This window comes from Lentzea sp. NPDC058450, from assembly GCF_042721395.1.
Lineage (GTDB): Bacteria > Actinomycetota > Actinomycetes > Mycobacteriales > Pseudonocardiaceae > Lentzea.
Window position 1 is genome coordinate 187,664 of record NZ_JBHXLO010000008.1, and the last position, 26,541, is coordinate 214,204.

21 protein-coding genes and 1 pseudogene are annotated in these 26,541 nt (G+C 70.6%); 16 read left to right on the forward strand and 6 right to left on the reverse strand.

What is annotated here, in order from left to right:
- The first annotated feature begins 36 nt into the window (after window positions 1-36).
- From ACFWNN_RS15660 to ACFWNN_RS15685, 6 genes and pseudogenes are all read left to right on the forward strand, one after another.
- A pseudogene (locus tag ACFWNN_RS15660) lies at window positions 37-1,544 on the forward strand (acyclic terpene utilization AtuA family protein).
- Entirely contained in the window at window positions 1,541-2,653 is a 1,113-nt protein-coding gene (locus tag ACFWNN_RS15665) for an acyl-CoA dehydrogenase family protein (RefSeq protein ID WP_382440581.1), read from the forward strand. The pseudogene ACFWNN_RS15660 and the gene ACFWNN_RS15665 overlap by 4 nt, the downstream one beginning before the upstream one ends.
- Window positions 2,653-4,203, forward strand: coding sequence for an acyl-CoA carboxylase subunit beta (locus tag ACFWNN_RS15670; RefSeq protein WP_382440582.1), 1,551 nt, complete (start codon window positions 2,653-2,655; stop codon window positions 4,201-4,203). Before ACFWNN_RS15665 ends, ACFWNN_RS15670 begins: the two co-directional genes overlap by 1 nt.
- A gap of 5 nt (window positions 4,204-4,208) precedes the next feature.
- Window positions 4,209-6,041 (forward strand): biotin carboxylase N-terminal domain-containing protein, encoded by a 1,833-nt coding sequence (locus ACFWNN_RS15675; protein ID WP_382440583.1) that lies wholly within the window; start codon window positions 4,209-4,211, stop codon window positions 6,039-6,041.
- A complete protein-coding gene (locus tag ACFWNN_RS15680; protein ID WP_382440584.1) occupies window positions 6,038-7,177 on the forward strand; it encodes an acyl-CoA dehydrogenase family protein in 1,140 nt (379 codons plus the stop codon). The genes ACFWNN_RS15675 and ACFWNN_RS15680 overlap by 4 nt, the downstream gene beginning before the upstream one ends.
- A 13-nt stretch (window positions 7,178-7,190) precedes the next feature.
- Window positions 7,191-7,994 (forward strand): alpha/beta fold hydrolase, encoded by an 804-nt coding sequence (locus tag ACFWNN_RS15685; RefSeq protein WP_382440585.1) that lies wholly within the window; start codon window positions 7,191-7,193, stop codon window positions 7,992-7,994.
- On the opposite strand, the gene ACFWNN_RS15690 is transcribed toward ACFWNN_RS15685, so the two are convergent.
- Window positions 7,934-8,830: a hypothetical protein gene (locus tag ACFWNN_RS15690; RefSeq protein ID WP_382440586.1), complete on the reverse strand. Its 897-nt coding sequence runs from the start codon at window positions 8,828-8,830 to the stop codon at window positions 7,934-7,936. The two genes, ACFWNN_RS15685 and ACFWNN_RS15690, sit on opposite strands and share 61 nt — an antisense overlap.
- Window positions 8,831-9,011: 181 nt before the next feature.
- Between ACFWNN_RS15690 and ACFWNN_RS15695 the strand changes: the two genes are divergently transcribed.
- From ACFWNN_RS15695 to ACFWNN_RS15720, 6 genes are all read left to right on the forward strand, one after another.
- Complete coding sequence (locus ACFWNN_RS15695; protein WP_382440587.1) at window positions 9,012-10,172, forward strand: S8 family peptidase; 1,161 nt, start codon at window positions 9,012-9,014, stop codon at window positions 10,170-10,172.
- Window positions 10,173-10,253: 81 nt separating this feature from the next.
- A complete protein-coding gene (locus tag ACFWNN_RS15700) occupies window positions 10,254-11,327 on the forward strand; it encodes a S8 family peptidase (RefSeq protein ID WP_382440588.1) in 1,074 nt (357 codons plus the stop codon).
- 118 nt (window positions 11,328-11,445) lie between these two features.
- Complete coding sequence (locus ACFWNN_RS15705; RefSeq protein WP_382440589.1) at window positions 11,446-12,615, forward strand: S8 family peptidase; 1,170 nt, start codon at window positions 11,446-11,448, stop codon at window positions 12,613-12,615.
- Between the two features lie 60 nt (window positions 12,616-12,675).
- The gene (locus ACFWNN_RS15710; protein WP_382440590.1) at window positions 12,676-14,055 is read left to right on the forward strand and encodes a hypothetical protein; all 1,380 of its coding nucleotides are present in this window, start codon (window positions 12,676-12,678) and stop codon (window positions 14,053-14,055) included.
- A 22-nt stretch (window positions 14,056-14,077) separates the two neighbouring features.
- Window positions 14,078-15,121: a hypothetical protein gene (locus ACFWNN_RS15715; protein WP_382440591.1), complete on the forward strand. Its 1,044-nt coding sequence runs from the start codon at window positions 14,078-14,080 to the stop codon at window positions 15,119-15,121.
- Window positions 15,118-15,480 carry a hypothetical protein gene (locus tag ACFWNN_RS15720; RefSeq protein ID WP_382440592.1) on the forward strand — a complete coding sequence of 121 codons (363 nt, stop codon included), beginning with the start codon at window positions 15,118-15,120 and terminating at the stop codon, window positions 15,478-15,480. The genes ACFWNN_RS15715 and ACFWNN_RS15720 overlap by 4 nt, the downstream gene beginning before the upstream one ends.
- Here the strand turns inward: ACFWNN_RS15720 and ACFWNN_RS15725 are convergent.
- Window positions 15,451-15,738 (reverse strand): hypothetical protein, encoded by a 288-nt coding sequence (locus tag ACFWNN_RS15725; RefSeq protein WP_382440593.1) that lies wholly within the window; start codon window positions 15,736-15,738, stop codon window positions 15,451-15,453. The genes ACFWNN_RS15720 and ACFWNN_RS15725 overlap by 30 nt on opposite strands.
- Before the next feature lie 121 nt (window positions 15,739-15,859).
- On the opposite strand from ACFWNN_RS15725, the gene aspS reads away from it, so the two are divergent.
- The 3 genes from aspS to ACFWNN_RS15740 all read left to right on the forward strand — a co-directional run bounded on the left by aspS (window position 15,860) and on the right by ACFWNN_RS15740 (window position 20,188).
- Window positions 15,860-17,647: an aspartate--tRNA ligase gene (aspS, locus tag ACFWNN_RS15730; RefSeq protein ID WP_382440594.1), complete on the forward strand. Its 1,788-nt coding sequence runs from the start codon at window positions 15,860-15,862 to the stop codon at window positions 17,645-17,647.
- A 487-nt stretch (window positions 17,648-18,134) separates the two neighbouring features.
- The gene (locus tag ACFWNN_RS15735) at window positions 18,135-19,310 is read left to right on the forward strand and encodes a hypothetical protein (protein WP_382440595.1); all 1,176 of its coding nucleotides are present in this window, start codon (window positions 18,135-18,137) and stop codon (window positions 19,308-19,310) included.
- Window positions 19,311-19,363: 53 nt separating this feature from the next.
- On the forward strand, window positions 19,364-20,188 hold the full coding sequence (locus tag ACFWNN_RS15740) for an SGNH/GDSL hydrolase family protein (RefSeq protein WP_382440596.1): 825 nt from the start codon (window positions 19,364-19,366) through the stop codon (window positions 20,186-20,188).
- A 14-nt stretch (window positions 20,189-20,202) separates the two neighbouring features.
- On the opposite strand, the gene ACFWNN_RS15745 is transcribed toward ACFWNN_RS15740, so the two are convergent.
- From ACFWNN_RS15745 to ACFWNN_RS15760, 4 genes are read right to left on the reverse strand one after another with little or no spacing between them, the layout of a single operon-like run.
- Window positions 20,203-22,014, reverse strand: coding sequence for an ArnT family glycosyltransferase (locus ACFWNN_RS15745; RefSeq protein ID WP_382440597.1), 1,812 nt, complete (start codon window positions 22,012-22,014; stop codon window positions 20,203-20,205).
- Window positions 22,011-23,732, reverse strand: a complete 1,722-nt coding sequence (locus tag ACFWNN_RS15750; protein ID WP_382440598.1) for an ArnT family glycosyltransferase — start codon at window positions 23,730-23,732, stop codon at window positions 22,011-22,013. Before ACFWNN_RS15750 ends, ACFWNN_RS15745 begins: the two co-directional genes overlap by 4 nt.
- Before the next feature lie 18 nt (window positions 23,733-23,750).
- Window positions 23,751-25,145, reverse strand: coding sequence for a sensor histidine kinase (locus tag ACFWNN_RS15755; RefSeq protein WP_382440599.1), 1,395 nt, complete (start codon window positions 25,143-25,145; stop codon window positions 23,751-23,753).
- Window positions 25,123-25,848: a response regulator transcription factor gene (locus ACFWNN_RS15760; protein ID WP_382440600.1), complete on the reverse strand. Its 726-nt coding sequence runs from the start codon at window positions 25,846-25,848 to the stop codon at window positions 25,123-25,125. The genes ACFWNN_RS15755 and ACFWNN_RS15760 overlap by 23 nt, the downstream gene beginning before the upstream one ends.
- A gap of 109 nt (window positions 25,849-25,957) precedes the next feature.
- Between ACFWNN_RS15760 and ACFWNN_RS15765 the strand changes: the two genes are divergently transcribed.
- Window positions 25,958-26,464, forward strand: a complete 507-nt coding sequence (locus ACFWNN_RS15765) for a hypothetical protein (protein ID WP_382440601.1) — start codon at window positions 25,958-25,960, stop codon at window positions 26,462-26,464.
- Window positions 26,465-26,541: the final 77 nt, after the last annotated feature.

Genomic DNA, 26,541 nt, shown 5'->3' on the forward strand with positions numbered 1-26,541 from the left:
AACGCGTCCGGCTTCTACGGCGACCGGTTGTCCGCGATGCGGGAGCAGCTCGAAGGCGGTGAGCTGGACGTCCTGACCGGCGACTACCTGGCCGAGCTGACGATGCTGATCCTCGGACGGGACCGGATGAAGGACTCGTCGCTGGGGTACGCGAAGACGTTCCTGCGGCAGATGGAGGACTGCCTGGGGTTGGCGCTCGATCGGGGCGTCAAGATCGTGGTGAACGCCGGCGGGTTGAATCCGGAGGGACTCGCGCGCAAGCTCGGCGAGCTCCACTCCGGTGACCTGGCGGACAAGCTCGGGGCGAAAGTCGGTTATGTAGCCGGCGACGACCTCAAGGGCCGGTTCCCCGAGGCGCTCACGGCCAACGCCTACCTCGGCGCGTGGGAGATCGCGGACTGCCTGAACCAGGGCGCGCAGGTCGTGGTCACCGGCCGCGTCACCGACGCCAGCCTGGTCGTGGGCCCCGCGGCGGCCCACTTCGGCTGGGCGCGCGACGACTGGGACCGGCTGGCCGGCGCCACGGTCGCGGGCCACGTGCTGGAGTGCGGCACCCAGGCGACGGGCGGCAACTACTCGTTCTTCACCGAGATCGACGTGACCCGGCCCGGGTTCCCGATCGCGGAGATCGACGAGGACGGGTCGTCGCTGATCACCAAGCACGACGGCACGGGTGGCGCGGTCACCGTCGACACCGTGACGGCACAGCTGTTGTACGAGATCGGCGCGCCGGAGTACCTCGGCCCGGACGTCACCACGCACTTCGACACGATCCGGCTCCAGGACCACGAGCGAGGGGTCAGGATCAGCGGCACGAAGGGGTCTCCGCCGCCGGAGACGCTCAAGGTGTGCCTGAACACGTTGGGCGGCTTCCGGAACTCGACCACGTTCGTCCTCACCGGACTGGACGTCGACGCCAAGGCCGAGCTGGTGCGGCGCCAGTTGCACGACGCGATCGGCACCGACGGGCTGACGTGGACGCTGGCCAGGACCGACCAGGCGGACGCGGCGACCGAGGAGCAGGCCAGCGCGTTGCTGCACGTCATGATCAAGACGACGGACCCCAAGCGGGCCAAGGGGTTCAGCCGGGCGGCGATCGAGCTGGCCCTCGCGAGCTATCCGGGGTTCCACGTGACGGCGCCACCGAGCGACGGCACGCCGTTCGGGGTCTACAAGGCGGCCTACATCAACCGCGACGAGGTCAGCGCCAAGGCGGTGTTGCTGTGAAGAGGCCACTGGGCACGATCGCCGGTGCGCGCAGCGGCGACAAGGGCGGCGACGCGAACCTCGGCGTGTGGGTGCGCGACGACGAGGCTTATGAGTGGCTCAACGGGTTCCTGACCGTCGAGAAGCTCAAGGAGCTGCTGCCGGAGGCGCGGGACGTGAGCCGGTACGAGCTGCCGAACCTCAGGGCGCTCAACTTCGTGCTGCACGGCCTGCTGGGCGACGGCGTGGCGAGCAGCACGAGGTTCGACCCGCAGGCCAAGGCCCTGGGCGAGTGGTTGCGGAGCAGGGAAGTAGAGATCCCCGAGGAGCTGCTGTGATCACGAAGGACCTGTTCGAGCGCAAGGAGCTGAGGCAGCTCGTCGCGGACTTCACCCGCAAGGAGATCGTGCCGCACCTCGACCAGTGGGAACGCGACGGCGAGGTGCCGCGCGAGCTGCACAAGAAGGCGGCGGCGCTCGACCTGCTCGGCATCGGGTTCGAGCACGGCGACCTGCTCGACTCGGTCGCGATGACCGAGGAGATCATCCAGAACGGCGGCTCGTCCGGGGTGATCTCGGCGTTGTTCACGCTCGGCATCGCGATCCCGCACATCTGGCAGAGCGGGAACGAGGACCTGATCGAGCGGTTCGCGAAGCCCGCGATCCGGGGCGAGAAGATCGGCAGCCTCGCGGTCACCGAACCCGGCGCCGGCTCCGACGTCGCGGCCATCCGCACCAAAGCCGTGCGGGACGGCGACCACTACGTCGTCAGCGGCGAGAAGACGTTCATCACCTCCGGGTGCCGCGCGGACTTCGTCACGACCGCGGTGCGCACCGGTGGCGAGGGCTACCAGGGCATCTCGCTGCTGGTGATCGAGGACGGGTTCACCCGGCGCAAGCTCGACAAGATGGGCTGGCACTGCAGCGACACCGCCGAGCTGCACTTCGACGACGTGCGGGTGCCGGTGGCGAACCTGGTCGGCGAGGAGAACCAGGGGTTCGCGCAGATCATGCGGCAGTTCCAGGTCGAGCGCGTGACGATGGCGGTGGAGGCTTATGCCACCGCGCAACGGGCGCTGGACCTCACCGTCGAGTGGACGCGCAACCGCGAGACGTTCGGCAAGCCGCTGATCAAGAACCAGGTCATCAGGCACAAGCTCGCCGCGATGGCGCAGCAGATCGACCTGGCGCGGACCTACACGCGGGAGGTCGCGGCGCGGATCGAGCGCGGCGAGGACTGCGTGACCGAGGTCTGCTTCGCGAAGAACGCCGCCGTCGACGCGTGCAGCGCGGTCGTCGACGAGGCGGTGCAGTTGCACGGAGGCATGGGATACATGCGGGAGTCCGAAGTGGAGCGTCACTACCGGGACGCCCGCATCCTCGGCATCGGGGGCGGCGCGAGCGAAGTGATGACCGAGCTCGCGGCACGACGATTGGGGTTCGCCTGATGGGCAACAGGGAGGCGCTGCTCGCGAAGATCGCGGGCCTCGACGCCGAACACGCCAAAGCGCTCGCCGGGGGTGGGCCGAAGTACGTCGAACGGCACCACAAGCGCGGCAAGCTCCTCGCCCGCGAACGGGTCGAGCTGCTGATCGACGAGGACAGCCCGTTCCTGGAGCTGTCGCCGCTCGCCGCGTGGGGCACGGACTTCCCGGTCGGGGCGTCCGTCGTCACGGGCATCGGGCGGATCGAGGGCGTCGAGTGCGTGATCGTCGCGAACGATCCGACGGTGCGCGGCGGCTCATCGAACCCGTACACGCTGCGCAAGTCTTTGCGGGCCAACGACATCGCGTTGCAGAACCGGCTGCCGCTGGTCAGCCTGGTCGAGTCGGGCGGCGCCGACCTGCCGACGCAGAGCGAGATCTTCATCCCCGGCGGGCGGGCGTTCCGCGACCTCACGCGCCTCTCGGCCGCGGGCATTCCCACCGTCACGGCGGTGTTCGGCAACGCGACGGCCGGCGGCGCGTACGTGCCGGGCATGTCCGACTACGTGATCATGATCAAGGACCGCTCCAAGGTGTTCCTCGGTGGCCCGCCGCTGGTCAAGATGGCGACCGGTGAGGACGCGGACGACGAGTCGCTGGGCGGCGCGACCATGCACGGCGCCACGTCCGGGCTCGCGGACTTCGTGGCCGAGGACGAGACCGACGCGATCCGGCTGGCCCGGCGGGTCGTCGCGCGGCTGAACTGGCGCAAGCTCGGGCCGCAGCCCGCCGCCGTCGAGGAGCCGCGGTTCGACGCCGAGAGCATCCTCGACGTCGTCTCGGAGGACCAGCGGGTGCCGTTCGACCCGCGCGACGTCATCGCGCGGCTGGTCGACGGATCGCACTTCGACGAGTTCAAGCCGTTGTACGGCAACAGCCTCGTCACCGGGTGGGCGCGCATCCACGGCTACCCCGTCGGCATCCTCGCCAACGCGCGCGGCGTGCTGTTCAGCGAGGAGTCGCAGAAGGCCACCCAGTTCATCCAGCTGGCGAACCAGAGCGACACGCCTCTGGTGTTCCTGCAGAACACCACCGGGTACATGGTCGGCGCGCAGTACGAGCAGGGCGGCATCGTCAAGCACGGCTCGATGATGATCAACGCCGTCTCGAACAGCCGGGTGCCGCACCTGACGATCACGATGGGCGCGTCGTACGGCGCAGGCAACTACGGCATGTGCGGCCGCGCTTACGACCCGAGGTTCCTGTTCACCTGGCCCAACGCCAAGTCGGCCGTGATGGGCCCCGCGCAGCTCGCGGGCGTGCTGTCGATCGTCGGGCGGCAGGCCGCGCTGGCCAAGGGGCAGGAGTACAACGAGGAGCACGACGCCGCCATGCGCACGATGGTGGAGGCGCAGATCGAGGAGCAGTCGCTCGCGCCGTTCCTGTCGGGGAAGCTCTACGACGACGGCGTGATCGACCCTCGCGACACCAGGACCGTGCTCGCCCTCTGCCTCTCCGCTGTCCACAGCGGACCGATCAAGGGCGCCGACGGCTTCGGCGTCTTCCGGATGTGAGCGGGATGATCAAGAGTCTTCTCATTGCCAACCGGGGCGAGATCGCCCGCAGGATCATCCGCACCTGCAACGACAACGGCATCCGGACGGTCGCGGTGTTCTCCGACCCGGACGCCGAGTCGCCGCACGTCCGGGAGGCCGACTTCGCGGTCCGGCTGCCCGGCGCGGCGCCGTCCGAGACCTACCTGCGGGCCGACCTGCTCGTCGAGGCGGCGCTGAAGGCCGGGGCTGACGCGGTGCACCCCGGCTACGGCTTCCTCAGCGAGAACGCCGAGTTCGCGCGCAAGGTGCAGGCCGCCGGGCTGACGTGGGTCGGGCCGGAACCGGACTCCATCGAGGCGATGGGGTCCAAGGTCGCGGCCAAGAAGCGGATGGCGGCGGCCGGCGTGCCGACGCTGCCGGAGCTCGATCCCGAGACCGTCACCGAGTTCCCCGTGCTGATCAAGGCGTCGGCCGGTGGCGGCGGGCGCGGCATGCGGATCGTGCGGGAGAGGGCGGAGTTCGCGGACGCCCTGGCGAGCGCGCGGCGCGAGGCCGAGTCGGCGTTCGGCGACCCCACGGTGTTCTGCGAACCGTTGCTGGAACAGGCGCGGCACGTCGAGGTGCAGGTCCTCGCCGACGCGCACGGCACGGTGTGGGCGCTCGGCGAACGCGAGTGCTCGATCCAGCGGCGGCACCAGAAGATCGTCGAGGAGTCGCCGAGCCCGGCGGTCGGCGACGACGTGCGGCAGCGGTTGTTCGCGGCGGCCACGGCGGCGGCCGAGTCGATCGGGTACGTCGGCGCGGGCACCGTCGAGTTCATGCTGAAGGGCGAGGACTTCCACTTCCTGGAGGTCAACACCCGGTTGCAGGTCGAGCACCCGGTGACGGAGTTCGTGTACGGCGTGGACCTGGTGGAGTGGCAGCTGCGGATCGCCGAGGGCGCGCGGTTGCCGGTGGAGGCACCGGAACCGCGCGGCCACGCGATCGAGGTCCGGCTGTACGCCGAGGACCCCGCGCACGACTGGCGGCCCGCGAGCGGCACGCTGCACCGGTTCGAGGTGCCCGGCGACGTGCGGCTGGACAGCGGCGTCGAGGACGACTCGGTGGTGTCGGTGCACTACGACCCGATGCTGGCCAAGGTGATCGCGTACGCGCCGACGCGGAGGGCCGCCGCCCGCAAGCTCGCCACGGCGCTGGAGAGCGCCCGGATCCACGGGCTGGTGACGAACCGGCAGCTGCTCGTGGACGTGCTGGGCGACGAGGACTTCCTGAACGGGGACACCCACACCGGGTTCCTGGACGAGCACGACTTCACCAGGTCCGTTGACCCGCAACCGTTTGCGCTCGCGGCGGCACTGGCGCAGGCCGCGACGCGCCGGATCGGCACGCTGCCGCTCGGGTGGCGCAACGTGCGGTCGCAACGGCCGAAGGCGAAGTTCCTGTTCGGCGAGGAGCTCGTCGAGGTCGAGTACGACCCGAGCCAGGCCACGCCGGACACGGTCGTGCTGGACCTGGACGGCGTGCGCGTTCCGTTCCAGGTGGCCCGGTACGGCGACGTGGTGGAGGTCGACTCGCCGCGCGGGTCGGTGACGCTGAAGGTCGTGCCGCGGTTCCCCGAACCGGAGACGAAGCTCGCGCCGGGCGCGACCGTCGCCCCGATGCCGGGAACCGTGGTCAGGGTGTCGGTCCAGCAGGGCGATGTGGTCGAGGCCGGCGCCGAACTGCTGGTGCTGGAGGCCATGAAGATGGAACACCGGGTGCTCGCGACCAACGCGGGCACGGTCACCGAACTCCTTGTCGAGCAGGCACAGCAGGTCAACGCAGGCGATGTTCTGGCTGTAGTGGAGGAATCGTGAGCTTCGTCGAGTCCGAAGAGCGGGTCGCGCTGCGCAAGGCGGTCGCCGAGTTCGGCGCCCAGTACGGCCACGACTACTTCACCGCCAAGGCGAGGGCGGGGGAGAAGACGACCGAGCTGTGGGAGGAGGCCGGCAAGCTCGGCTACCTCGGTGTCGCGGTGCCGGAGGAGTTCGGCGGCGGTGGCGGCGGCATCGGCGACCTGGCGGCGGTGTGCGAGGAGCTCGCGGCCGCCGGAAGCCCGTTGCTGCTCATGGTGGTCTCGCCGGCGATCTGCGCCACGGTGCTCGCCCGCTTCGGCACGGACGAGCAGAAGGCCAAGTGGCTGCCCGGTTTCGCGGACGGCACGCTCAAGATGGCGTTCGCGATCACCGAGCCGGACGCCGGGTCGAACTCGCACAAGCTCAGGACGAGCGTGCGCCGCGACGGCGACGACTGGGTGCTGAAGGGCGGCAAGACCTACATCTCCGGTGTCGACGAGGTCGACGCCGTGCTCGTCGTCGCGATCCTGGAGACCGGGCCGGTGCTCGTCGTCGTCCCGACGAACGCCGAGGGCTTCACCTGGCAAGAGATCGACATGGACCTGTTCATGCCGGAGAAGCAGTTCACGCTGTTCTTCGACGACGTGCGGCTGCCGTCCGACGCGGTCGTCGGCTCGCCGGACCAGGGCCTGCTGCAGGTCTTCGCCGGGCTCAACCCCGAACGGATCATGGGCGCGAGCATGGCCACCGGGTCCGCGCGGCTCGCGGTCGCCAAGGCCGTGAAGTACGCGAAGGAGCGGCAGGTCTGGGACACGCCGATCGGCGCCCACCAGGGCCTCGCGCACCCGCTCGCGAAGATCCACGTCGAGATCGAGCTCGCCCGGCTGATGACGCAGAAGGCCGCCGCGCTCTACGACTCCGGCCGGGACAAGCAGGCGGGCGAGGCCGCGAACATGGCCAAGTACGCGGCGGGAGAGGCCATCGCGGCCGCGGTCGACCAGGCGATCCAGATCCACGGCGGCAACGGGCTGAGCCGCGAGTACGGCCTCGCGTCGATGCTCGCGTCGTCCCGCCTCTCCCGGATCGCGCCGGTGTCGCGGGAGATGGTGCTCAACTTCGTCGCGCAAAACTCGCTGAAGCTCCCCCGGTCCTACTGACACACTGCGGGGCATGGGGACTTTCACGACTTCGGACGGCGTCGGCCTCACCTACCACGGTGAGGCCGGCGACCCGTTGATCTGCCTGCCCGGCGGGCCCATGCAGGCCTCGTCGTACCTGGGCGGACTGCCGCTGCCCGACCTGATCCGGCTGGACCTGCGCGGCACCGGTGAATCGGAGAAAGCGGACAGCTATCGCGCCGACCACGTCGTCGACGACGTCGAGGCGTTGCGGCAGCACCTGGGACTGGACCGCATCCGGCTCCTCGGGCACTCCGCGGGCGGCACGCTCGCGATCCTGTACGCGACGCGTTTTCCGCAGCACGTCAAGGAACTCGTGCTCGTCGCGCCGAGTGCGCGAGTGGTCGGCATCGACGTGACCGACGACGACCGCCGCGCGGTGGCGCTGAAGCGGTCGGGAGAACCTTGGTACGCCGAGGCGATCCAGGGGTTCGAGCAGATCTGGGCCGGGAACTTCAGCGCGGAGGCGTTCGCGAAGATCGCCCCGTTCCACTACGGGCGCTGGGACGACGAGGCGCGCGCCCTCGAAGACCACCCGCGCAACGACGAGGCCGCCGCAGAGTACTACGCCGAGGGCGCGTTCGACCCGGCTCGGGTCCGTGCGGCTCTCCAGAACCTCGACGTGCCAACGGTTTTCGTGGCCGGCGAGTACGACGTGTCGTTGCCGCCGAACCGCGCGCGGGAGTACGCGGAGCTGATTCCCGGCGCCCGGTTCGTGTCGCAGGCCGGCGCCGGTCACTTCCCCTGGGTGGACGACCCCGTGGCGTTCGCGGCGGCGGTCCAGCGCATTCCGTAGACGCCGGGGCCGAAGTCGAGGGCGGCGGCGTGCGCGTAGCCGCCGTCGTCCACCGGAGCCGGGCGCGCGCCGAACATTTCCGTTCCGGCCGGGCCGGACGCGAATTCCTCGCAGGCGTCCGGCTCCGCCTGGAATTTGATCTCCAGCACGTAGTCGTGGACGCGTTCGGCGAACCGGCGGAAATGCGTGTGCTCGGCCGTCGGATGTGGATAGATCAATTCGTACTCGATCGCGACGGACTCGCCCGCGGAGATCGGTTCGTCGAACAACAGCTCGGCGACGAGCACGCCGTTCGTGCGTTCGCGGGCGACCCGGCCGACCCGGCAGGAACGCACCGCGGTGAGCGCGGGCTGCGCGGAACCCGTTTCCTGACAAAGGATCCAGCGGTCCACAGCGGCCGAGTTCGCCCGCATGACCTGGCGGGACCGGACGCCGCGCACCCCGCCGCAGGGCGCGACGTCCACCCGGTCGTGCTGGGCGGTCAGCACCAGGCCGGACGAGTCCCACGCGGCCCAGGCGGACGGCTCCCGCCTGCGTGAACGGCCACGCGGCCGAGGTGGGCCCAGCAGGCGGCTGAGAGCGCTCTCGGGCAGCCCCAGGACGTCTTCCAGGTGGGTGAGGGCCATCAACGACTCGGGCCGCTCGGGTCTGCGTCTGCCGGACTGCCAGTAGCTCAGCGCCGTCACGCTGATCGGCGCGCCCCGCACCTTCAGCCGGTGCTGCAACCGTTCCAGACTGAGTCCCCGCACCTGGATCGCGACCCGCAACGCGTCCGCGAACGGACCCGTCACGAGAAGGTCGGCCAGCTCCTCGCGCGGTGGGTAAATCGTGAGCATCGCTCCTCCGGTTTCACGGAGTCAAGATCGGAAGGCTATCGGCAGCAAAGGAAACGCGGTACAGCCGATCGGCGGTTTTCACGGGCTGGGATACCCGCCAGGTTCAGATCTCGGGACTATTACGCCGCCAATAGGCCCGATGGTTTCCACGCAGCATCCCTGCGACGAACAGGACTGCACAATGCGCAAGACTGCAACTCTGCTGGGTTCGGCGGTCATGATCGCCGCGTTCGCGGCACCGGCCACCGCCGCGGTGGGCGAGATCCGCGTCTCGCCCGGTCAGAACATCGCCGGAAGCTTCATCGTGAAGCTCAAGGACGGCGGGATCACCGCGAGCGCGCAGACTCTCGGTTCCCGCTTCGGCGGTCAGGTCGGCTACGTCTACGACACGGTGTTCCAGGGCTTCTCGGTCAAGATGAGCGACGCCCAGGCACGCAGACTGGCCGCTGACCCCTCGGTCGAGTACGTGGAACGCGACCAGGTGGTCAGCATCCAGGCGACCCAGGTCAACCCGCCGTCGTGGGGGCTCGACCGGATCGACCAGCGCAACCTGCCGCTCGACCAGCGCTACACCTACAACTCCACCGGTTCGGGCGTGAACGCCTACATCATCGACACCGGTGTCCGCATCACCCACCGCGACTTCGGCGGCCGTGCCCGCAACGGCTACGACTTCGTGGACAACGACGCCGTCGCGCAGGACGGCAACGGCCACGGCACGCACGTCGCCGGCACCGTCGCGGGCACCTCGTACGGTGTCGCGAAGCAGGCGACCATCATCGGTGTCCGCGTGCTGAACAACGCGGGTTCCGGCACCATCGCCGGGGTCGTCGCCGGCGTGAACTGGGTGGCGAACAACCACGTCAAGCCCGCTGTCGCCAACATGTCGCTGGGCGGCGGCGCGAACACCTCGCTCGACAACGCCGTGAGCGGGGCGATCACGCGCGGCGTGACGTTCGCCGTCGCGGCGGGCAACTCGAACACGAACGCGGCGAACACCTCGCCCGCGCGCGTGGCGGCGGCGCTGACCGTGGGCTCCACCGAGCGCACCGACGCCCGTTCCTCCTTCTCCAACTACGGCGCCGTGGTGGACGTCTTCGCACCCGGTGGTGGCATCACGTCCGCGTGGAACACCAGTGACACGGCCACGAACACGATCTCCGGCACCTCGATGGCGTCGCCGCACGTCGCCGGCGTGGTGGCCCGCTACCTGCAGGGCAACCGGAACGTGACGCCCGCCCAGGTGGCGACGGCGATCACGAGCAACGCGACCAACGGCAAGGTCACCAACCCCGGCGCCGGCACGACGACCAGGCTCCTGTACTGGCCGCCGACCAGCTGAATGCGGTCCCTGTGATGTGCGGCCCCGGCTCCTCTCGCGAGCCGGGGCCGTTTTCCCCTGCAACCGGAAGGAAATCCGCCCGTGAGAGCCCTGCTGGCAGTCGCCGCGCTCGCGGCAACGGTCGTGGTCGCCCCGGCGTCCGCGGCCACCTCGTCCTACATCGTGGTGTTGAAGGACGGCGCCGTCTCGTCGTTCAGCGGCACCGTCGAACACCGCTATTCCAGTGTCTTCAACGGTTTCAGCGCGAGGCTGACCGCCGCGCAGCTGCGGGCGTTGAAAGCCGACCCGAACGTGTCCTCAGTGGAGCGTGACGGGATCGTGCGCGCACTCGGCGTCCAGGTCGATCCGCCGTGGGGACTCGACCGGATCGACCAGCGCGCATTGCCGCTCGACCGGCGCTACGAGTACGCGACCACCGGGCGTGGCGTGAACATCTACGTGATCGACACCGGATTGCGCGTGACGCACGCGGACTTCGGCGGCCGCGCGCGCAACGGCTGGGACACGGTCGACAACGACGCGGTCGCGCAGGACGACAACGGCCACGGCACGCACGTCGCCGGCATCGCGGCCGGCACGAAGTACGGCGCCGCCAAGCAGGCCACCGTGTGGGGTGTGCGCGTGCTGAACGGGTCGGGCTCCGGCACGATCGCCGGTGTCATCGCCGGCGTGGACTGGGTGACGCGCAACGCCGTCAAGCCCGCGGTGGCCAACATGTCGTTGGGCGGCAGTGCTTCCGCGGCACTCGACACCGCTGTGAAGAAGTCGATCGACTCCGGTGTTTCGTACACGCTCGCAGCAGGAGGCAGCAACACCGACCCCGTGAACTCGTCGCCGCAACGGGTTTCGCAGGCGATCTGCGTGGGAGCGTTGACGCAGACCGACACCAAGGCCTCTTCGTCCAACTACGGACCGCTGGTGGACCTCTACGCGCCGGGCGTCAGCATCCCGTCCGCCTGGAACACTTCGGACACCGCGACCGCGACGCTGAGCGGAACCTCAATGGCCGCACCACATGCGGCCGGTGTCGCGGCCCGGTACCTGGAGAGGAACCGCGCGGCCACGCCCGCGCAGGTGGAACGCGCGCTGGTTACCACGGCCACTCCGGGCACGCCACCCGTCAGTCGTATCCTCTACTGGCCGCCATCCCTGTGAAAGGTGAATTGTCCGGCAATGCAAGCCCGTCTTAAACACTAAGACACCCTTGGCAGGAACCGGATCTCTCCATAACGTCGAAAGCGCTTCGTTCCCCTGCAATGAACGGAATGCAATCATGACGCGAAAGATCCGGTTCCTGGCCGGTGCCGGCGTGGCGAGTCTCGCCCTGTCGGTTCTGATGGTTCCCAGCGCCTCCGCCGCCGAGGGCGAGGTGCTGTCCCTCAACCACCCCGAGAAGATCGCCGGCTCCTTCATCGTGAAGCTGAAGGAGGGCAAGACGAACGGGCACGCCCTCGCTTCCCGTTTCGGCGGCTCGGTCGAGCGCGAGTACAAGACCTTCGGCGGCTTCAACGTGAAGCTCTCCGAGAAGCAGGCCAAGAGGCTCGCCGCCGACCCGTCGGTGGAGTTCGTCGAGGCCGACCAGGTCGTGCACACGCAGGCCACGCAGACGAACCCGCCGTCGTGGGGCCTCGACCGCATCGACCAGCGCAACCTGCCGCTCAACAGCTCCTACAGCTACACCTCGACCGGCGCCGGCGTGACCGCGTACGTCATCGACACCGGTGTCCGCATCAGCCACTCGACGTTCGGGGGCCGCGCCTCGAACGGCCGTGACTTCGTGGACAACGACAACGTCGCGCAGGACGGCAACGGCCACGGCACGCACGTCGCTGGCACCATCGCCGGTTCGCAGTACGGCGTCGCGAAGTCCGCGCGCATCGTCGCCGTCCGCGTGCTCGACAACAACGGCTCCGGCACCCTCGCGGGCGTCGCGGCCGGCATCGACTGGGTGGGTGCCAACGCGGCCAAGCCGGCCGTCGCGAACCTGTCCCTCGGCGGTGGCGCCAACGCCACCCTCGACACGGCCGTGCGCAACGCCATCGCCAAGGGCGTCACGTTCGCCGTGGCGGCGGGCAACAGCAACGCCAACGCGTCCGGCTTCTCGCCGGCCCGCGTGACCGAGGCGATCACGGTCGGCTCCACCGACCGCACCGACGCCCGCTCGTCGTTCTCGAACTACGGCGCGGTGCTCGACATCTTCGCCCCGGGCCGCGACATCACGTCGTCCTGGAACACCTCCGACACCGCCACGAGCACCATCTCGGGCACGTCGATGGCCACCCCGCACGTCGCGGGTGCCGCCGCTCGCTACCTCTCGACGAACACGTCGGCCACGCCGGCTCAGGTCGCCTCGTACCTGATCTCGCAGTCGACGCCGTCGAAGGTGACGAACCCGGGTTCGGGCTCGCCGAACCGCCTGCTGTACCTCGCGCCGACCGCGTGAGCTGACGCCCCATGAGAAAAGCCGCGACCCCCGGTCGCGGCTTTTCCTATTCTGGTGTCCATGGTGGAGGGTCTGGGGGCCGTCGACTGGTCCGCGTTGCGCAACCACGGCGGGTACGGCGACCAGGTTCCGGTGCTGCTGCGGGAAGTGGGCACGTCCCGTGCGGCCGGCGAGGAACTGCTCGACCTGCTGATCCACGGCGAGTTCGACGTCACCGAGGCGGCCGCGGCAGCCTGGCCGTTCCTGCTCGAACTGGTCACCTGCGAGGAAACGCCGCGTCGCGAGTGGATCCTGAGCGAGCTCTGCGCGGCCATCGCCCTGAACGGCGGGGGCGGCGGCCACGACGTCCACCCCAGCTGGCACGTCGCGTGGGAGGCGGCGAAACCCGCGCTGCTCGCGTTGCTCGGCTCCCCGGACCTGTGCCGGCCCGCGTTGCACGTGCTCTCCCGGGGGCGCGGGGACAGCGCGCCGGTGCTGCCCGCCCTGTCCCGGCTGTGGGCCGCCGAGACCGATCGGGTCACGCGCCTGAGCGTCGTGTTCACGGCGGCGGAGTTCGCGGGGCACGGTGACGTGGCCGCGGTGGACTGGCTGGCGGCGCTGCGGGTTCCCGAGGACGAGCCGGAAGCGGCGATGCTGGTGTCCGCGGCCGCGCGGCCGGACGCCGCGGTGCTGGTGCGCGGGCTGAACGCGGACCTGCGGCCGTTCTACGAGCTCTTCGAGATGAACTACGCGGACCTGCTGGCGCACCTGCGCTGGTTGCTCGGCGACGACCCGGCCGAACTGACTGGCCTGTGGCTCGCACTGCTCCAGCACCCGTCGTGGCGGACGGAGGCGCTGGACGGCCTGCTCACCGCCGTGCGGACCTGGCGTTCGGCGGAGCCGCGGGTGCGACCGCTGCTGGCCGGGTGGCTCGCCGATCCCGACCCCCGGTCGCGCCGCTTCGCCGTGGAGGTCGCCGGAGGTCTGCGCGCCGCCGAGCACGCGGACGCCGTCGCGGAACTGCTGACCGACGGGACCGAAATCTCGGCGCGGCACCGGATCGGCGACGTGGCGGCGTGGGCGCTCGCCCGGTGCGGACGGCCCGCGCCCGCGACGACCTGGCCACCACCGGACCGGCAGGGCTACCGCGACTACGACCCCGCCACGTTGTCGCTCGACGAGACGTTCCCGCCCAAGCGGATGCGGGCCTGGTACGAGCACTGGCGGCGGACCGGCGAGGTCGGGGAGCTCGAGCGGCTCGCGCTCGCCGAGGTGGAGCGGTGGCGCGGCCGCGCGCTGGGCGAGGACGGCATCACCGCCGTGCGCCACCTCGTCGAGCTCGGCGTCCGCGTGCCCCGGCGCGACGAGCTGCTCGCCTCCGACCACCGGCTCGGCGGCGGCGGTTCGTGGCAGGGGTTCGACGAGGGCGAGGACGTCCGGGGTCTGCTGGAGCGCTCGTGACGCGTCCGCCGCGGCAGGTGGAATGATCGGACCCGTGGTGGACGGCCTGAAGAAGATCGACTGGTACCGGTTGCGCAGTCATGACGGGTACGCCGACGAGCTTCCCAGGTTGCTGAGGCAGGCGCGGACCTCCGTGGAGCCGCACGAGGAACTGGTGCGGCACCTGACCGGCGACCCCGCCGAGGTCAGCGAGGCGACCGCGGCGGCGTGGCCGTTCCTGCTGGAACTGGTCGCGCACGACAACACGCCCAGCCGGGAGTGGCTGCTGGAGAACCTGTGCGGCGCGATCGCGGTCGCCGGGGGCAGCGGTTCGGTCGGCGTGCACCCGAGCTGGCCACCTGCCTGGGAGGCGTCGAAGCCGGCGTTGCTCGCGCTGCTCGACCACAGTTCGGCGGCGGTGCGCCGCGGCACGTTGTTCATGCTGGGCAAGGGGCTCGGCGACAGCGCGCCCGTGTTGCCCGCGTTGGCGAAGCGGTGGGAGGAGGAGTTCGATCCGGCCACCCGGTTGTGCCTGGTGATCGTCGCCACGGAGTTCGCCGGGCGCGGGGACGAGGCGGCGGTGGCGTGGCTGCGGGAGCTGCCGGTCGCGGACTCCGAACCCCTGGCGCGGATGCTCGTGTCCGCGGCCACCCGGCCCGACCACGACGTGATCCTGCGCGGGCTGACCGGGGACCTGGAGCTGTTCCTCGCCACCGGGTCGTTCGAGATGGGCTACGACGAGGTGCTGGAGCACGTGCTCTGGCTGGTGGGCCCCAAGGACTTCGACGGCATCGACCTGGTGCTGGCGCTGGTGGACGTGCTGCCGTGGCGCACCGAGGCGCTCGACTACCTGCGCAGGCTCTTCGAACGGGACACCACCGACGTCGGCCTGGTCGTGCCGTTCGTGCCGGTGTGGATCACCGACCCGGACGTCCGGCTGCGCGCGTTCGCGGTGTGGCTGGTCGGCGTCGCGCGCGCCGCGCAGTACCGGGACCTCGTCGCCGAGCGGGTGCACGACACCGGAGTGACGTCGCTGGGGCAGCACGTCTCGGCGCTCGCCACCTCGGTGCTGCTGGAGCTGGGATGAGCCTGGAGGGACTGGACGACGTTCCGTGGCACTCGATCGACCACGCCTACGGGCCCGCGCTGGACACGCCGGGTCACGTCCGGGCGTTGCTGTCGGACGATCCCGAAGTGGTCGCGCGGGCGATCACCGACCTGGACCGGACGGTGCACGAGGAGGGCGGGTTCGTGTGCGGGGCGGCCACGGCGGTGCTGCCGTTCCTGGTCGAGGTGCTGCCGTCGCTGGACCGCGAACCCTGGGCGCGGCTGGTGGACCTGCTGCACCGGATCGCCGAGTGGGGCGACGCCGAGCAGGTCGACGCCGGATGGGCCGCGGCGTGGGAGAAGGCGCGGCTAGAGGACGTTCTGCGCGATCTGGAGTGACACCAGGTAGAGCACGATGATCAGTGCCGCGCCCAGCCACGGCACGGCGGCGCGGGGCGCGCGGACGGCGCGGAACCACGTCGCGAACGTCGCGCACAGGCCGATGACCACCGTGCCGGCCAAGGTGATCACCAGCGGTGCCTGGCAGGCGCCGGAACAGGTGGTGGTCGGCGTGAAGCCGAGGACGCCGATGAACAGCACGCCCACGGCGACCACGGTCATCACCAGCATGCCTACTAGGGCGAACGCGATCCGCATGCCGCCCGACGGTAGCCAACGGAGATCATCCGCGCAGCGAGAAAGCCCTGCCTGAAAATCTGTCGGTGGCTCCGGCTAGCCTTGACGACAAGGTTTACTTCGTCTACAAGGAGCCACCACCGTGTTGCGCACGCACGAGGCCGGGTCACTCCGGGCCGAGCACGCCGGGCAGTCCGTCACCCTCACCGGGTGGGTCGCCCGCCGGCGGGATCACGGCGGTGTCATCTTCATCGACCTTCGCGACGCGTCCGGTGTCGCGCAGGTCGTCTTCCGCGAGGGCGAGATGGCGGAGCGCGCGCACCGGCTGCGCAGCGAGTACGTCGTCAAGGTCACCGGCGAGGTGAGCAAGCGCCCCGAGGGCAGCGAGAACCCCGAGCTGCCGACCGGCGCCATCGAGGTCTACGTGAGCGACCTCGAGGTCCTCAACGAGGCCGCGCCGCTGCCGTTCCAGGTCGAGAGCGAGGTCGAGCCGGGCGAGGAGGCGCGGCTCAAGCACCGCTACCTCGACCTGCGCCGCGCCGCGCCCGCCAAGGCCATCCGGCTGCGCAGCGAGGTCAGCCGCATCGCCCGCGAGGTGCTGCACGCCGAGAAGTTCGTCGAGATCGAGACGCCGACGCTGACCCGGTCCACGCCCGAGGGCGCGCGCGACTTCCTGGTGCCGGCGCGGTTGCGCCCCGGTTCCTGGTACGCGCTGCCGCAGTCGCCGCAGCTGTTCAAGCAGCTGCTCATGGTCGGTGGCCTGGAGCGCTACTACCAGATCGCGCGCTGCTACCGCGACGAGGACTTCCGCGCCGACCGCCAGCCGGAGTTCACCCAGCTCGACGTCGAGATGAGCTTCGTCGAGCAGGACGACGTGATCGGCCTGACCGAGAAGCTGCTCGCCGCGATCTGGAAGGAGACCAAGGGCGTCGACCTCCAGCTGCCGTTCCGCCGGATCTCCTACGCCGACGCGATGGCCAAGTACGGCTCGGACAAGCCGGACCTGCGCTTCGAGCTCGAGCTCACCGAGCTCACCGAGTACTTCAAGGACACGACGTTCCGCGTGTTCCAGGCGCCGTACGTCGGTGCCGTCGTCATGCCGGGCGGTGCCTCGCAGCCGCGCCGCACGCTCGACGCGTGGCAGGAGTTCGCGAAGCAGCGCGGCCACAAGGGTCTCGCGTACGTGCTCGTCGGTGAGGACGGCACGCTCGGCGGCCCGGTCGCGAAGAACCTGACCGACACCGAGCGCGACGGCCTCGCGAAGGCCACCGGCGCCAACCCCGGCGACTGCATCTTCTTCGGCGCGGGCGACCCCCGCGACGCGCGCGCCCTGCTCGGTGCCGCCCGCGTGGAGATCGCGCACCGCGTCGGCCTGATCGACGAGAACGCCTGGGCGTTCGGCTGGGTCGTCGACTTCCCGATGTTCGAGTCGGTCGACAAGCTCGAGGCCGGTGACGTCGCGGTCGGCGGCGGCAACTGGACGGCGCTGCACCACGCGTTCACCTCGCCGACCCCGGAGTGGGTCGACAACTTCGAGTCCGACCCGGGCAACGCGCTGGCCTACGCCTACGACGTGATCCTCAACGGCAACGAGCTCGGCGGTGGCTCGATTCGTATCCACCGCGCGGACGTGCAGCAGCGCGCGTTCAACGTCATGGGCATCGGCGCCGAGGAGGCGCAGGAGAAGTTCGGCTTCCTGCTCGACGCGTTCAAGTACGGCGCCCCGCCCCACGGCGGCATCGCGCTCGGCTGGGACCGCCTCTGCATGCTGCTCGCGGGCGCGGACTCGATCCGCGAGGTCATCGCGTTCCCGAAGTCGGGCGGCGGCTACGACCCGCTGACGGCCGCTCCGGCGCCCATCACGGCGCTGCAGCGCAAGGAGGCCGGTGTGGACGCGAAGCCGCAGGACAAGGGCGAGCCGAAGGCCTGACGACCTTCAGGAGGAGTGGCCCGGTCGCACGGCGGCCGGGCCACCTCACCTGGGTGCGGTTCGGTGCCGGGCAGTGCTGGCCTCGTCGTGGCGGGCCCGGCAGCACACCGCCGCTGACCGCGTGCGCTGCCTGCCGGGGCCACACGTCCGGGGTGCGAAGCCTCCGGAAACGAGCCCGGACGAGGGCGTCGAGAAGGCTTGACGATCTTTTCCACGCGGCGAGGCAACCTCCGAGGTGCCTCCTCGCGTCCCAGAACATGAGACCGGTTCGCCCGATCGAGCAGCTACTTGATCGGTATTGACGTTCAGGCGTCGATCGATCGCCTTGATCAGTGCGTAGTGGGCAACGGAAGGTGTTTCCACACGTCCACACGTCGGAGGGGGATCCGGAAACAGCGCGAGCCGTTACCAACGAGTGGTGGTGGTCGCAGCCTGGCCGGATTAGCGTCGGTCCGGCTCACGGACTTGGGGAGTAGGGTCGGAGGGGATGAGCGTGGAGATCACCGCGGGCCCTCCCGACACGACTTCACCAGAGATCGCGGACGCTGTCGGGGCGGCTGAGCGGGTACTGACCAGACGACTGGGCGCACAGGTGCGCCTCGCGGACCCCGAGGCTCTCGGGGGTACCGGTCGTTCCGTGGTAATCCGGGTGAGGGTGGCCTCGTCGCCGTTCTCCATGCCGCGCACGCTCGTCGTGAAGCGGTATCCGGAGGCGAGCGGCGACCGCGATCCGTGGGCGCACGAGGCCGTCAGCCACCAGCTGCTCACGGCGTTGCCCGCCGAGGAACGCGCCACCCCGGAGCTGTTCGCGCACGACGCCGGTTCGCGCCTGGTCGTGCTGGAGGACCTGGGCCGGGCACCGAGGCTGTCGGAGAAGCTGCACGCCAAGGACGCGCGGGCCGCCGAACGCGGGTTGCTGTCCTGGGCGCACGCGATGGGCCGGCTGCACGCGACGACGGCGGGCCGGGACGCGGACTTCGACGCGTTGATGCGGCGGGCCGGGGCGCAGTGCTGCCAGGACCCGATCGCGGTCGACGTGCACACGGCCATCGCCGGGTTACCGGGACTGCTGGAGGAAACCCTCGGCGTCGCCACGTCCACGCAGGCTGTCGAGTTCGCGGCCGGTGCGGCGCGGGCGTTCAGCACGTCGCGGCGGCGCGCGTTCAGCCCGTCGACGTCGTGCCCGGACAACCACCTGGTCACCTCGCGCGGGGTACGGTTCGTCGACTTCGAGGGCGGCTGCGTCCGCGACATCGTGTTCGACGCCGCCGCGCTGCGGGTGCCGTTCCCGTCCTGCTGGTGCGGGTGGGGGCTGCCGCCCGGCATGTCCGAGGCCATGGTCGCCGCCTGGCGGGCCGAGGTCGGGTCGGTGTGGCCCGAGATGGACGACGACGCGGTGCTCTTACCGCGGCTGCTGGAGGCCCAGCTGCTGTGGGTGTGGCTCGCGACGTGGCGGGCGCTGTCCAAGCCGATGCCCGTCCCGGACGCCGACGCGCCGCCGCGCAGCGTGGTGCTCACCGGCCGGTGGATCAGGTTGCGGTCGGACGCGCTGATCCTCGGCGAGAAGACGGTCGCGTCGCACGCCGACGCGGTGATCGGGGCACTGGCCGACCGCTACGGCCCTGAGGTGCTCGAACTCCCGCTTTACCCAGCATTTCGCTGAACCGTTCCCGCACGGTCACGCCGAGATCACCGGGCCAGCTGATGCTGTTTCGCGTGCTGGTGTTACTCGGTGACTCGACAGCGGTCGGGATCGGCGACCTCGTGCCCGGCGGCTGGCGCGGCTTCGGCCCGATCCTCTCGTCCGCGTACTCCGACAACGGCTACCGCAACTACGCCGTCTCCGGCGCCCGGCTGGCCGACGTCAGACGCACCCAGCTGCCCCAGGCGTTGCGGGACAAGCCCTCCGCCGCCGTCGTGATCGCCGGCGTCAACGACACGCTCCGGTCCGACTTCTCCGTGCGGCGGATGCACGAGGACCTCGACCACGTGTGCCGCGAGCTGACCGCCGCCGGGGTCTCGGTGGTCACCGTGCGGTTCCACGACCAGGGCCGCGTGTTCAAGCTTCCCGGCCGGTTGCGGCGGGTGCTGAAGGACCGCATCGACGAGTACAACCGCGTGGTCGACGTCGTGGTGGCACGGCACGGGGTCCGCTGCGTCGACCTGCACACGATGCCCGGCGCGTACGAGCTGGACACGTGGGCGGTCGACCGGCTGCACCCGTCCGAGCGCGGGCACCGGATGCTGGCGCGGGCGTTCGCGGCGGAGCTGCGGGCGGTCGGGCACCAGGTCGGCGAGGTCAGCCTGGAGTGCTCGGGCGGGCGCGAGCTGACGGTGTGGCACCACCTCGCGTGGCTGGTGCTCAAGGGCGTGCCGTGGTTGTTCAAGCGCGGTGCCGACCTGGTGCCGTTGCTGTGGGCGGACCAGGAACCGGCCGAGATCTTCCCGGCGGGCACGGTGTTCCCAGGGGGCACGGTGTTCCAGGCAGGTGCGGGGCCGGTGCCGGGGGAGGTTATCCCCGCTGACACCGGCCGCCTCTGACGTGTCGCCTGACCTCAGCCCTGGAGGTCGTAGAGCGTCTGGCCGCCGACCGTGGTGGCGGTGAAGGTCGCCGCGACCCACTCGCCGATCTCGTTGCTGCCACCGGGACCGCCACCGCGGCCGCCCTCGACGTAGTAGCGCACCTTTCCGTCGGCGACGAGCTGCTTGAACTCGTCCAGCGTCGGGGCGGGATCGCTGCCGTTCCAGCCGCCGATCGCGATCACCGACCGGCCTGACGCCAGCTGGAGTCCGGCCGCGCTCTGGGCGCCGGTCGTGGCGGCGGCCCATTCGGTGTCCGTCGCCTTGAGCAGCTGCACGACCTCCGACGACGACGTGCCCCCGCCCATGCCCATGCCGCCGCCCTGCTGGGAACGCGGGCCGGACAACGGGATCGAGCCGCTGTGCGTCGTCGCGGCGGTGGCGACCGCGTAGCCGGACGTGCCGAGCAAGGTCGCGGCGACCAGCACTCCGGCCACCCAGCGGCGGTCGAGGCCGAACACCAGTGCCAGCACGGCGACCGCGGTCACGGCCAGCAGGAGCCAGCGCACCCACGGCGCCCAGTCCGGGGTGCGGTCGAGCAGGATGTAGCCCCACACGCCGGTCGCCGCGACCATCGCGGTCAACGCCATGCGCGCCGGGAAGTGTCCACGGCCACGCCAGAGCTCACGGGCGGTGATGCCGACCAGGGCGGCGATCGCGGGAGCCAGCGCCACCGTGTAGTAGGGGTGGGTGATGCCGCTCATGAAGCTGAACACCGCGCCGCTCACCAGCAACCAGCCGCCCCACAGCACCAGCGCCGCACGGGTGCGGTCGGTGCGGGGCGCCCGGCGCAGGAACCACAGCCCGGCGACCAGGCCGATCAACGCGGCGGGCAGCAGCCAGGAGATCTCCGGACCCATGCTGGCGCCGAACAACCGGCCGATGCCCGTCGAGCCGCCGAAGCCGATGTTGCCGTTGCCGCCCATGCCCCCGCCGCCTCCGCCGGGACCGGCGTTGCCGAAGATGCGGCCGAGGCCGTTGTAGCCGATCGCCAGCTCCCACAACGAGTTGTTGGTCGAGCCGCCGATGTACGGACGGCTGTCGGCGGGCCACAACTCCACCAGCGCGATGAACCATCCCGCGGACACGACGACCGCGACACCGGCACCGAGCAGGTGCAACAGGCGCTTCCAGACGGATGTGGGCGCGGCGATCAGGTAGACCAGCGCGAGGGCGGGCAGCACCAGGAACGCCTGCAACATCTTGGTGAGGAACGCGAACCCGATCGCGGTGCCGGCGAGCGCGAGCCACCACGGGCTCGCCTTGTCCAGCGCGCGGACCGTGCAGTACGCGGCCGCGACCATCAGCAGCACCAGAAGCGCGTCCGGCAGGTTGAAGCGGAACATCAGCGCCGCCACCGGGGTGAGCGCGAACGCGGCGCCCGCGAACAGGGCCGCCCACGGGCCTGACGTGCGCTTCACGGTCGCGTAGAGGAGGCCGACGGCCGCGATGCCCTCGAACGCCTGCGGGGCCAGCACGGTCCAGCTGGAGAACCCGAAGACCTTCGCGAACACCCCGCTCACCCACAGGAACGCGGGCGGCTTGTCGACGGTGATCGTGTTGCCGGGGTCGAGCGAGCCGAACAGCAGCGCCTTCCAGCTCTGCGACGCCGCCTGCGTGGCCGCCGCGTAGAACTCGTTGCCGTAGCCGGACGCGGTCAGGTTCCACAGGTACAGCACGGCCGTGCCGGCGAGCAGCGCCAGGAAGGCCAGGCGGTGCAACGGTTTCGGGTCGCGCTTCGGGGCGGGCGGGGCCGCGGCCGGCGCGGGGGCGAGGGTGGCGGTCATGACGCGTCCAGGTCGTAGAGGGTGGCACCGGCGACGGTGGTCGCGGTGTAGTTCTGGGCGACCCACTCGGCGATGCGGTGGGCGTCGTCGCTGCCGGTCTCGCCCTGCATCATCCGTCCGGCCGCGACGTAGTAGTGGATCTGTCCACTTCGGACCATCTCCTGGAACTCGGCGAGCGTGGGGGCGGGGTCGGTGCCGTTGAAGCCGCCGAGCGCCATGACCGGCCGCCCGCTGGCGAGCTGGAGGCCCGCCGCGTTGTTGGAGCCGATGGTGGCGGCGACCCACCTGTAGCTGTCGGCGTTGTCCTGCAGGAGGTTCGTGACCTCGGCGTCCGGGGTGGTCGTGTCGAGCAGCCCGCCGCCCATGCCGCCCATCCGGCCGTTCGACGGGCCCGCGACCGGCAACGCACCGGTGTGCGGGGTGGTGACGGTCGCGAAGGAGTAGGTGGTGGGGCCCAGCAACGCGGCGATCAGCGCGACCGGGATGGCCCAGCGCAGCGACAGCACCAGGCCGACGGCGGCGATCAGGCCCGTCATCAGGACCAGCAGCGCGACCGGCGTCGAGAAGCCGTTGATCAGGACGTAGCACTGGAGCGCGGACAGGGCGACCGAACCGGAGAGCACCGCCGCGGCGACGGGTTCGTGGCGGCGGTCCCAGAGCTCGGCGGAGGCGATGCCGATGATCGCGGCGATCGCGGGGGCCAGCGCGACGGTGTAGTAGGAGTGGATGATGCCGTTCATGAAGCTGAAGACCCCGGCCGTGACGACGAGCCAGCCGCCCCACAACGCGAGCGCGGTGCGGGCGCGGCCCTTCGTGAGCCACAGCCCGGCGATCAGCAGCACCACGGCGGCGGGCAGCAGCCAGGCGATCTGACTGCCCATCTCCTCGTTCAGCAACCGGCTCCAGCCCGCGCTGCCCCAGCCGCGGCCGCCGCCGACGCTGCCGACCTCGTCACCGGTGAGGCGGCCGAACCCGTTGTAGCCCAACGTCAGTTCCAGCACGCTGTTGGTCTGCGACCCGCCGATGTACGGCCGGTCGGGCGTGAGCTCCACGGCGACGATCCACCAGCCGCCCGCGACGATCATGGCGCCGAGCGCGCCGGTCAGGTGCAGGAGTTTCCTGCCGACGGTCGTGGGAGCGGCGATCAGGTACGCCAGCGCGAACGCGGGCAGCACCAGGAACGCCTGCAACATCTTGGTGAGGAAGCCGAACCCGATCGCGACACCGGCCAGGGCGAGCCACAGCGGGCTCGCCTTCTCGGCCGCGCGGGTCACGCAGTAGGCGCCCGCGATCATCAGCAGGACCAGCAACGCGTCGGGATTGTTGAAGCGGAACATCAGCACGGCGACTGGCGTCAGCGCGAGCACCGCGCCGGCGATCAGCGCGGCGGCGGGGGAGAACCAGCGGCGCACGGTCGCGTACAGCAGCCAGACGCTGCCGACGCCCATCAACGCCTGCGGCACCAGGATGCTCCACGCGTTGACGCCGAACAGCCGGGCGGACAGGCCCATCACCCACAGCGAGGCGGGCGTCTTGTCGACGGTGATCGCGTTCGAGGCGTCGGAGGAACCGAAGAACCACGCCTTCCAGCTCGTCGCACCGGCCTGCGCGGCGGCCGAGTAGTAGGCGTTGGCCCAGCCCGAGTCCCCCAGCCGCCACAGGTACAGCGCGCCGGTCGCGATCAGCAGGACCGCCAGCGCCAGGCGTTCTCGTCTCATGGCGACGAGCCTCGCGGCCTACGCTGGGTCGGTCGTGTGCTCCCGCTGTGAACGAGCTGTGTGCAGGGAGACCGTGAACGTGGTGGCGCCCGGACGGCTCGCGACGGACACCTCGCCGTCGTGCGCGCCGACCACGGCGGCCACGATCGACAGCCCCAGCCCGGTGCTGCCCGCCGCCCGCGACCGCGAGGAGTCGCCGCGCGCGAACCGTTCGAAGACCTCCAGCCCGGCCGGGATGCCGGGGCCGTCGTCGGTCACGCTCAGGTCGACGCGTCCGTTGTGGACGGACAGGCCGGTGGTCACGGTGGTGCCCGGCGGGGTGTGCGCGCGGGCGTTGGACAGCAGGTTGCCGATGACCTGGTGCAGCCGTTGCACGTCACCGGGAACCGTCACGGGCTCGTCCGGCAGCGCGATCCTCCAGCTGTGGTCGGGGCCCGCGATCCGGGCGTCCCCGACGACGTCGAGCACCAGCCTGGAGAGGTCCACGTCCTCGCTCTCCAACGGCCGCCCGGCGTCGAGGCGAGCGAGCAGCAGCAGGTCCTCGACCAGCGACGTCATCCGCACCGCCTCGGACTCCACCCGGCCCATCGCGTGGGTGACGGCGGGCGGCAGGTCCTCGCCGGTGCGGCGGGTCAGCTCGGCGTACCCGCGGATGGCGGCCAGGGGCGTACGCAGCTCGTGCGACGCGTCGGCGACGAACTGCCGGACCCGCGTCTCGCTGTCGTGCCTGGCTTTCAGCGCCTCGTCGACGTGGCCGAGCATCTTGTTCAGCGCCAGGCCCACCTTGCCGACCTCGGTCGCGGGATCGGTGTCCTCCTCCGGCACGCGCTCGGCGAGCGCGACCTCGCCCTCGTGCAGCGGGAGCTCGGAGACGCGGGTGGCGGTCTCGGCGACGCGGTCCAACGGCACGAGCGCGCGCCGCACGATCACCCTGCCCGCCAGCGCGACCACCGCGGCTCCCGCGAGGATGAGCGCCGCGAGGATCCACACCATCTGCCACACGATGTCCGTGACCGTTGTCAGCGACAGTCCCTTGATCCCGCGCTGATCGGTCGCCACGCGGAACTCTCCGGCCTCGCCCAGGTTCACCGTGTGCACACCCGAGGGCGTCGCCGCCAGCACCTTGATCTCGTCGTCGGTGAGCATGCGCGGTGCCTGCCAGCCGGGGAGCTCGATCGTGCCGCCGATGCTGCCGTCGGGGAAGATCCGCGCGTTGATGCCGGGAGGGCCGTACTGCTGGCCGGGCGGACCGGGCCGCAGCGTCGTGACCTCGCGGTCCAGGTTGTTCATGAGGAACGCGTGCAGCGCGAGCACCGCGACCCCGCCGATCACCAGGCTCAATGCCGTGAGCAGGACGATCTGGCCGGAGACGAGCTGAGCCCGCAGAGTTCTAGGTCGCAGGCTTGAGGACATATCCGGCGCCTCGCATCGTGTGGATCATCGGGGTGCGCCCGGCGTCGATCTTCTTGCGCAGGTACGAGATGTAGAGCTCGACGATGTTGGCCTGGCCGCCGAAGTCGTAGCTCCACACCCGGTCCAGGATCTGGGCCTTGCTCAGCACGCGCTTCGGGTTGCGCATGAGGTAGCGCAGCAGCTCGAACTCGGTCGCGGTCAGGTCGATCGCGGTGCCGGCGCGTTCGACCTCGCGGGTCTCCTCGTTCAGCGACAGGTCGCCGACGATCAGCCGGGTGCCGGCGTCCGCGTCGGTCACGCCGGTGCGCCGCAGCAGTGCGCGCAACCGCAGCACGACCTCCTCCAGCGAGAACGGCTTGGTGACGTAGTCGTCGCCCCCCGCGGTGAGACCGGCGATGCGGTCCTCCACGGCGTCCTTCGCCGTCAGGAACAGCACCGGCAGGATCGGGGCCTCCGCGCGCATCTTGCGCAGCACCTCGAAGCCGTCGAAGTCGGGCAGCATCACGTCGAGCACCACCACGTCCGGGCGGAACTCCCGGGCGGTCTTCACAGCCGTGGTCCCGTCGAGCGCCGTGCGCACGTCCCACTTCTCCATGCGCAACGCCATCGACATCAGCTCGGCCAGGGTGGACTCGTCGTCGACGACGAGCACCCGGACCGGTGTGCCGTCCGGCCTGCGGAGTTCGGTCTTCATCGCGCGCATGGCTCCCATCGTGAACGCGGATCCTGTGTACCAGCTGTGAGCGATCCCCACAGCTCAGGCCTACGGCGCACACAGGTCCGGCACAGGCGCGGCCGCCACGGTTGCCGTCATGACCGAACAACAGCCCCCGGAGTGGGGCGCACCCCAGCCCGCACAGCAGCAGGCTCGCCCCGCGTGGACCGCGAAGAAGACCGTGGCGGCCGTGGCCATCGCCGTCGCGATCGCCGGTGCCGGAGGCGTCGCGATCTACGCCGCGAGCGGCACGAACCAGCAGGCCGACTCGATGGGCTTCGGCGGACCCGGAGGCATGGGCGGAACCCCGCCGGACGGCGCGGGCGGCGGCATGCGCGGCGGCCTCGGCTTCGGCACCGCCACGCACGGCGAGTTCCAGACCGGTGAGGTGACCGCGATCAGCGACTCCTCCGTGGAGGTGAAGTCGACCGACGGCTACACCAAGACATACGTGATCGACGCCGACACTGTGGCCGAAGGTGTCGAGAAGGGGGACACCGTCACGGTGATCGCCACCACAGAAGACGGCAAGTCCGTGGCCACCAGCGTCGTCGAACCTGGTCAGCGCGGGCAACGGCAGGGACAGACCCCTCCCACGAGGTGATTTGGGGTCAAGTGTGAGCGGTTATGGTCGGGTGATCAGCCCGACCACAACCGGAGGTGAGCGTGCGGACGTTCACA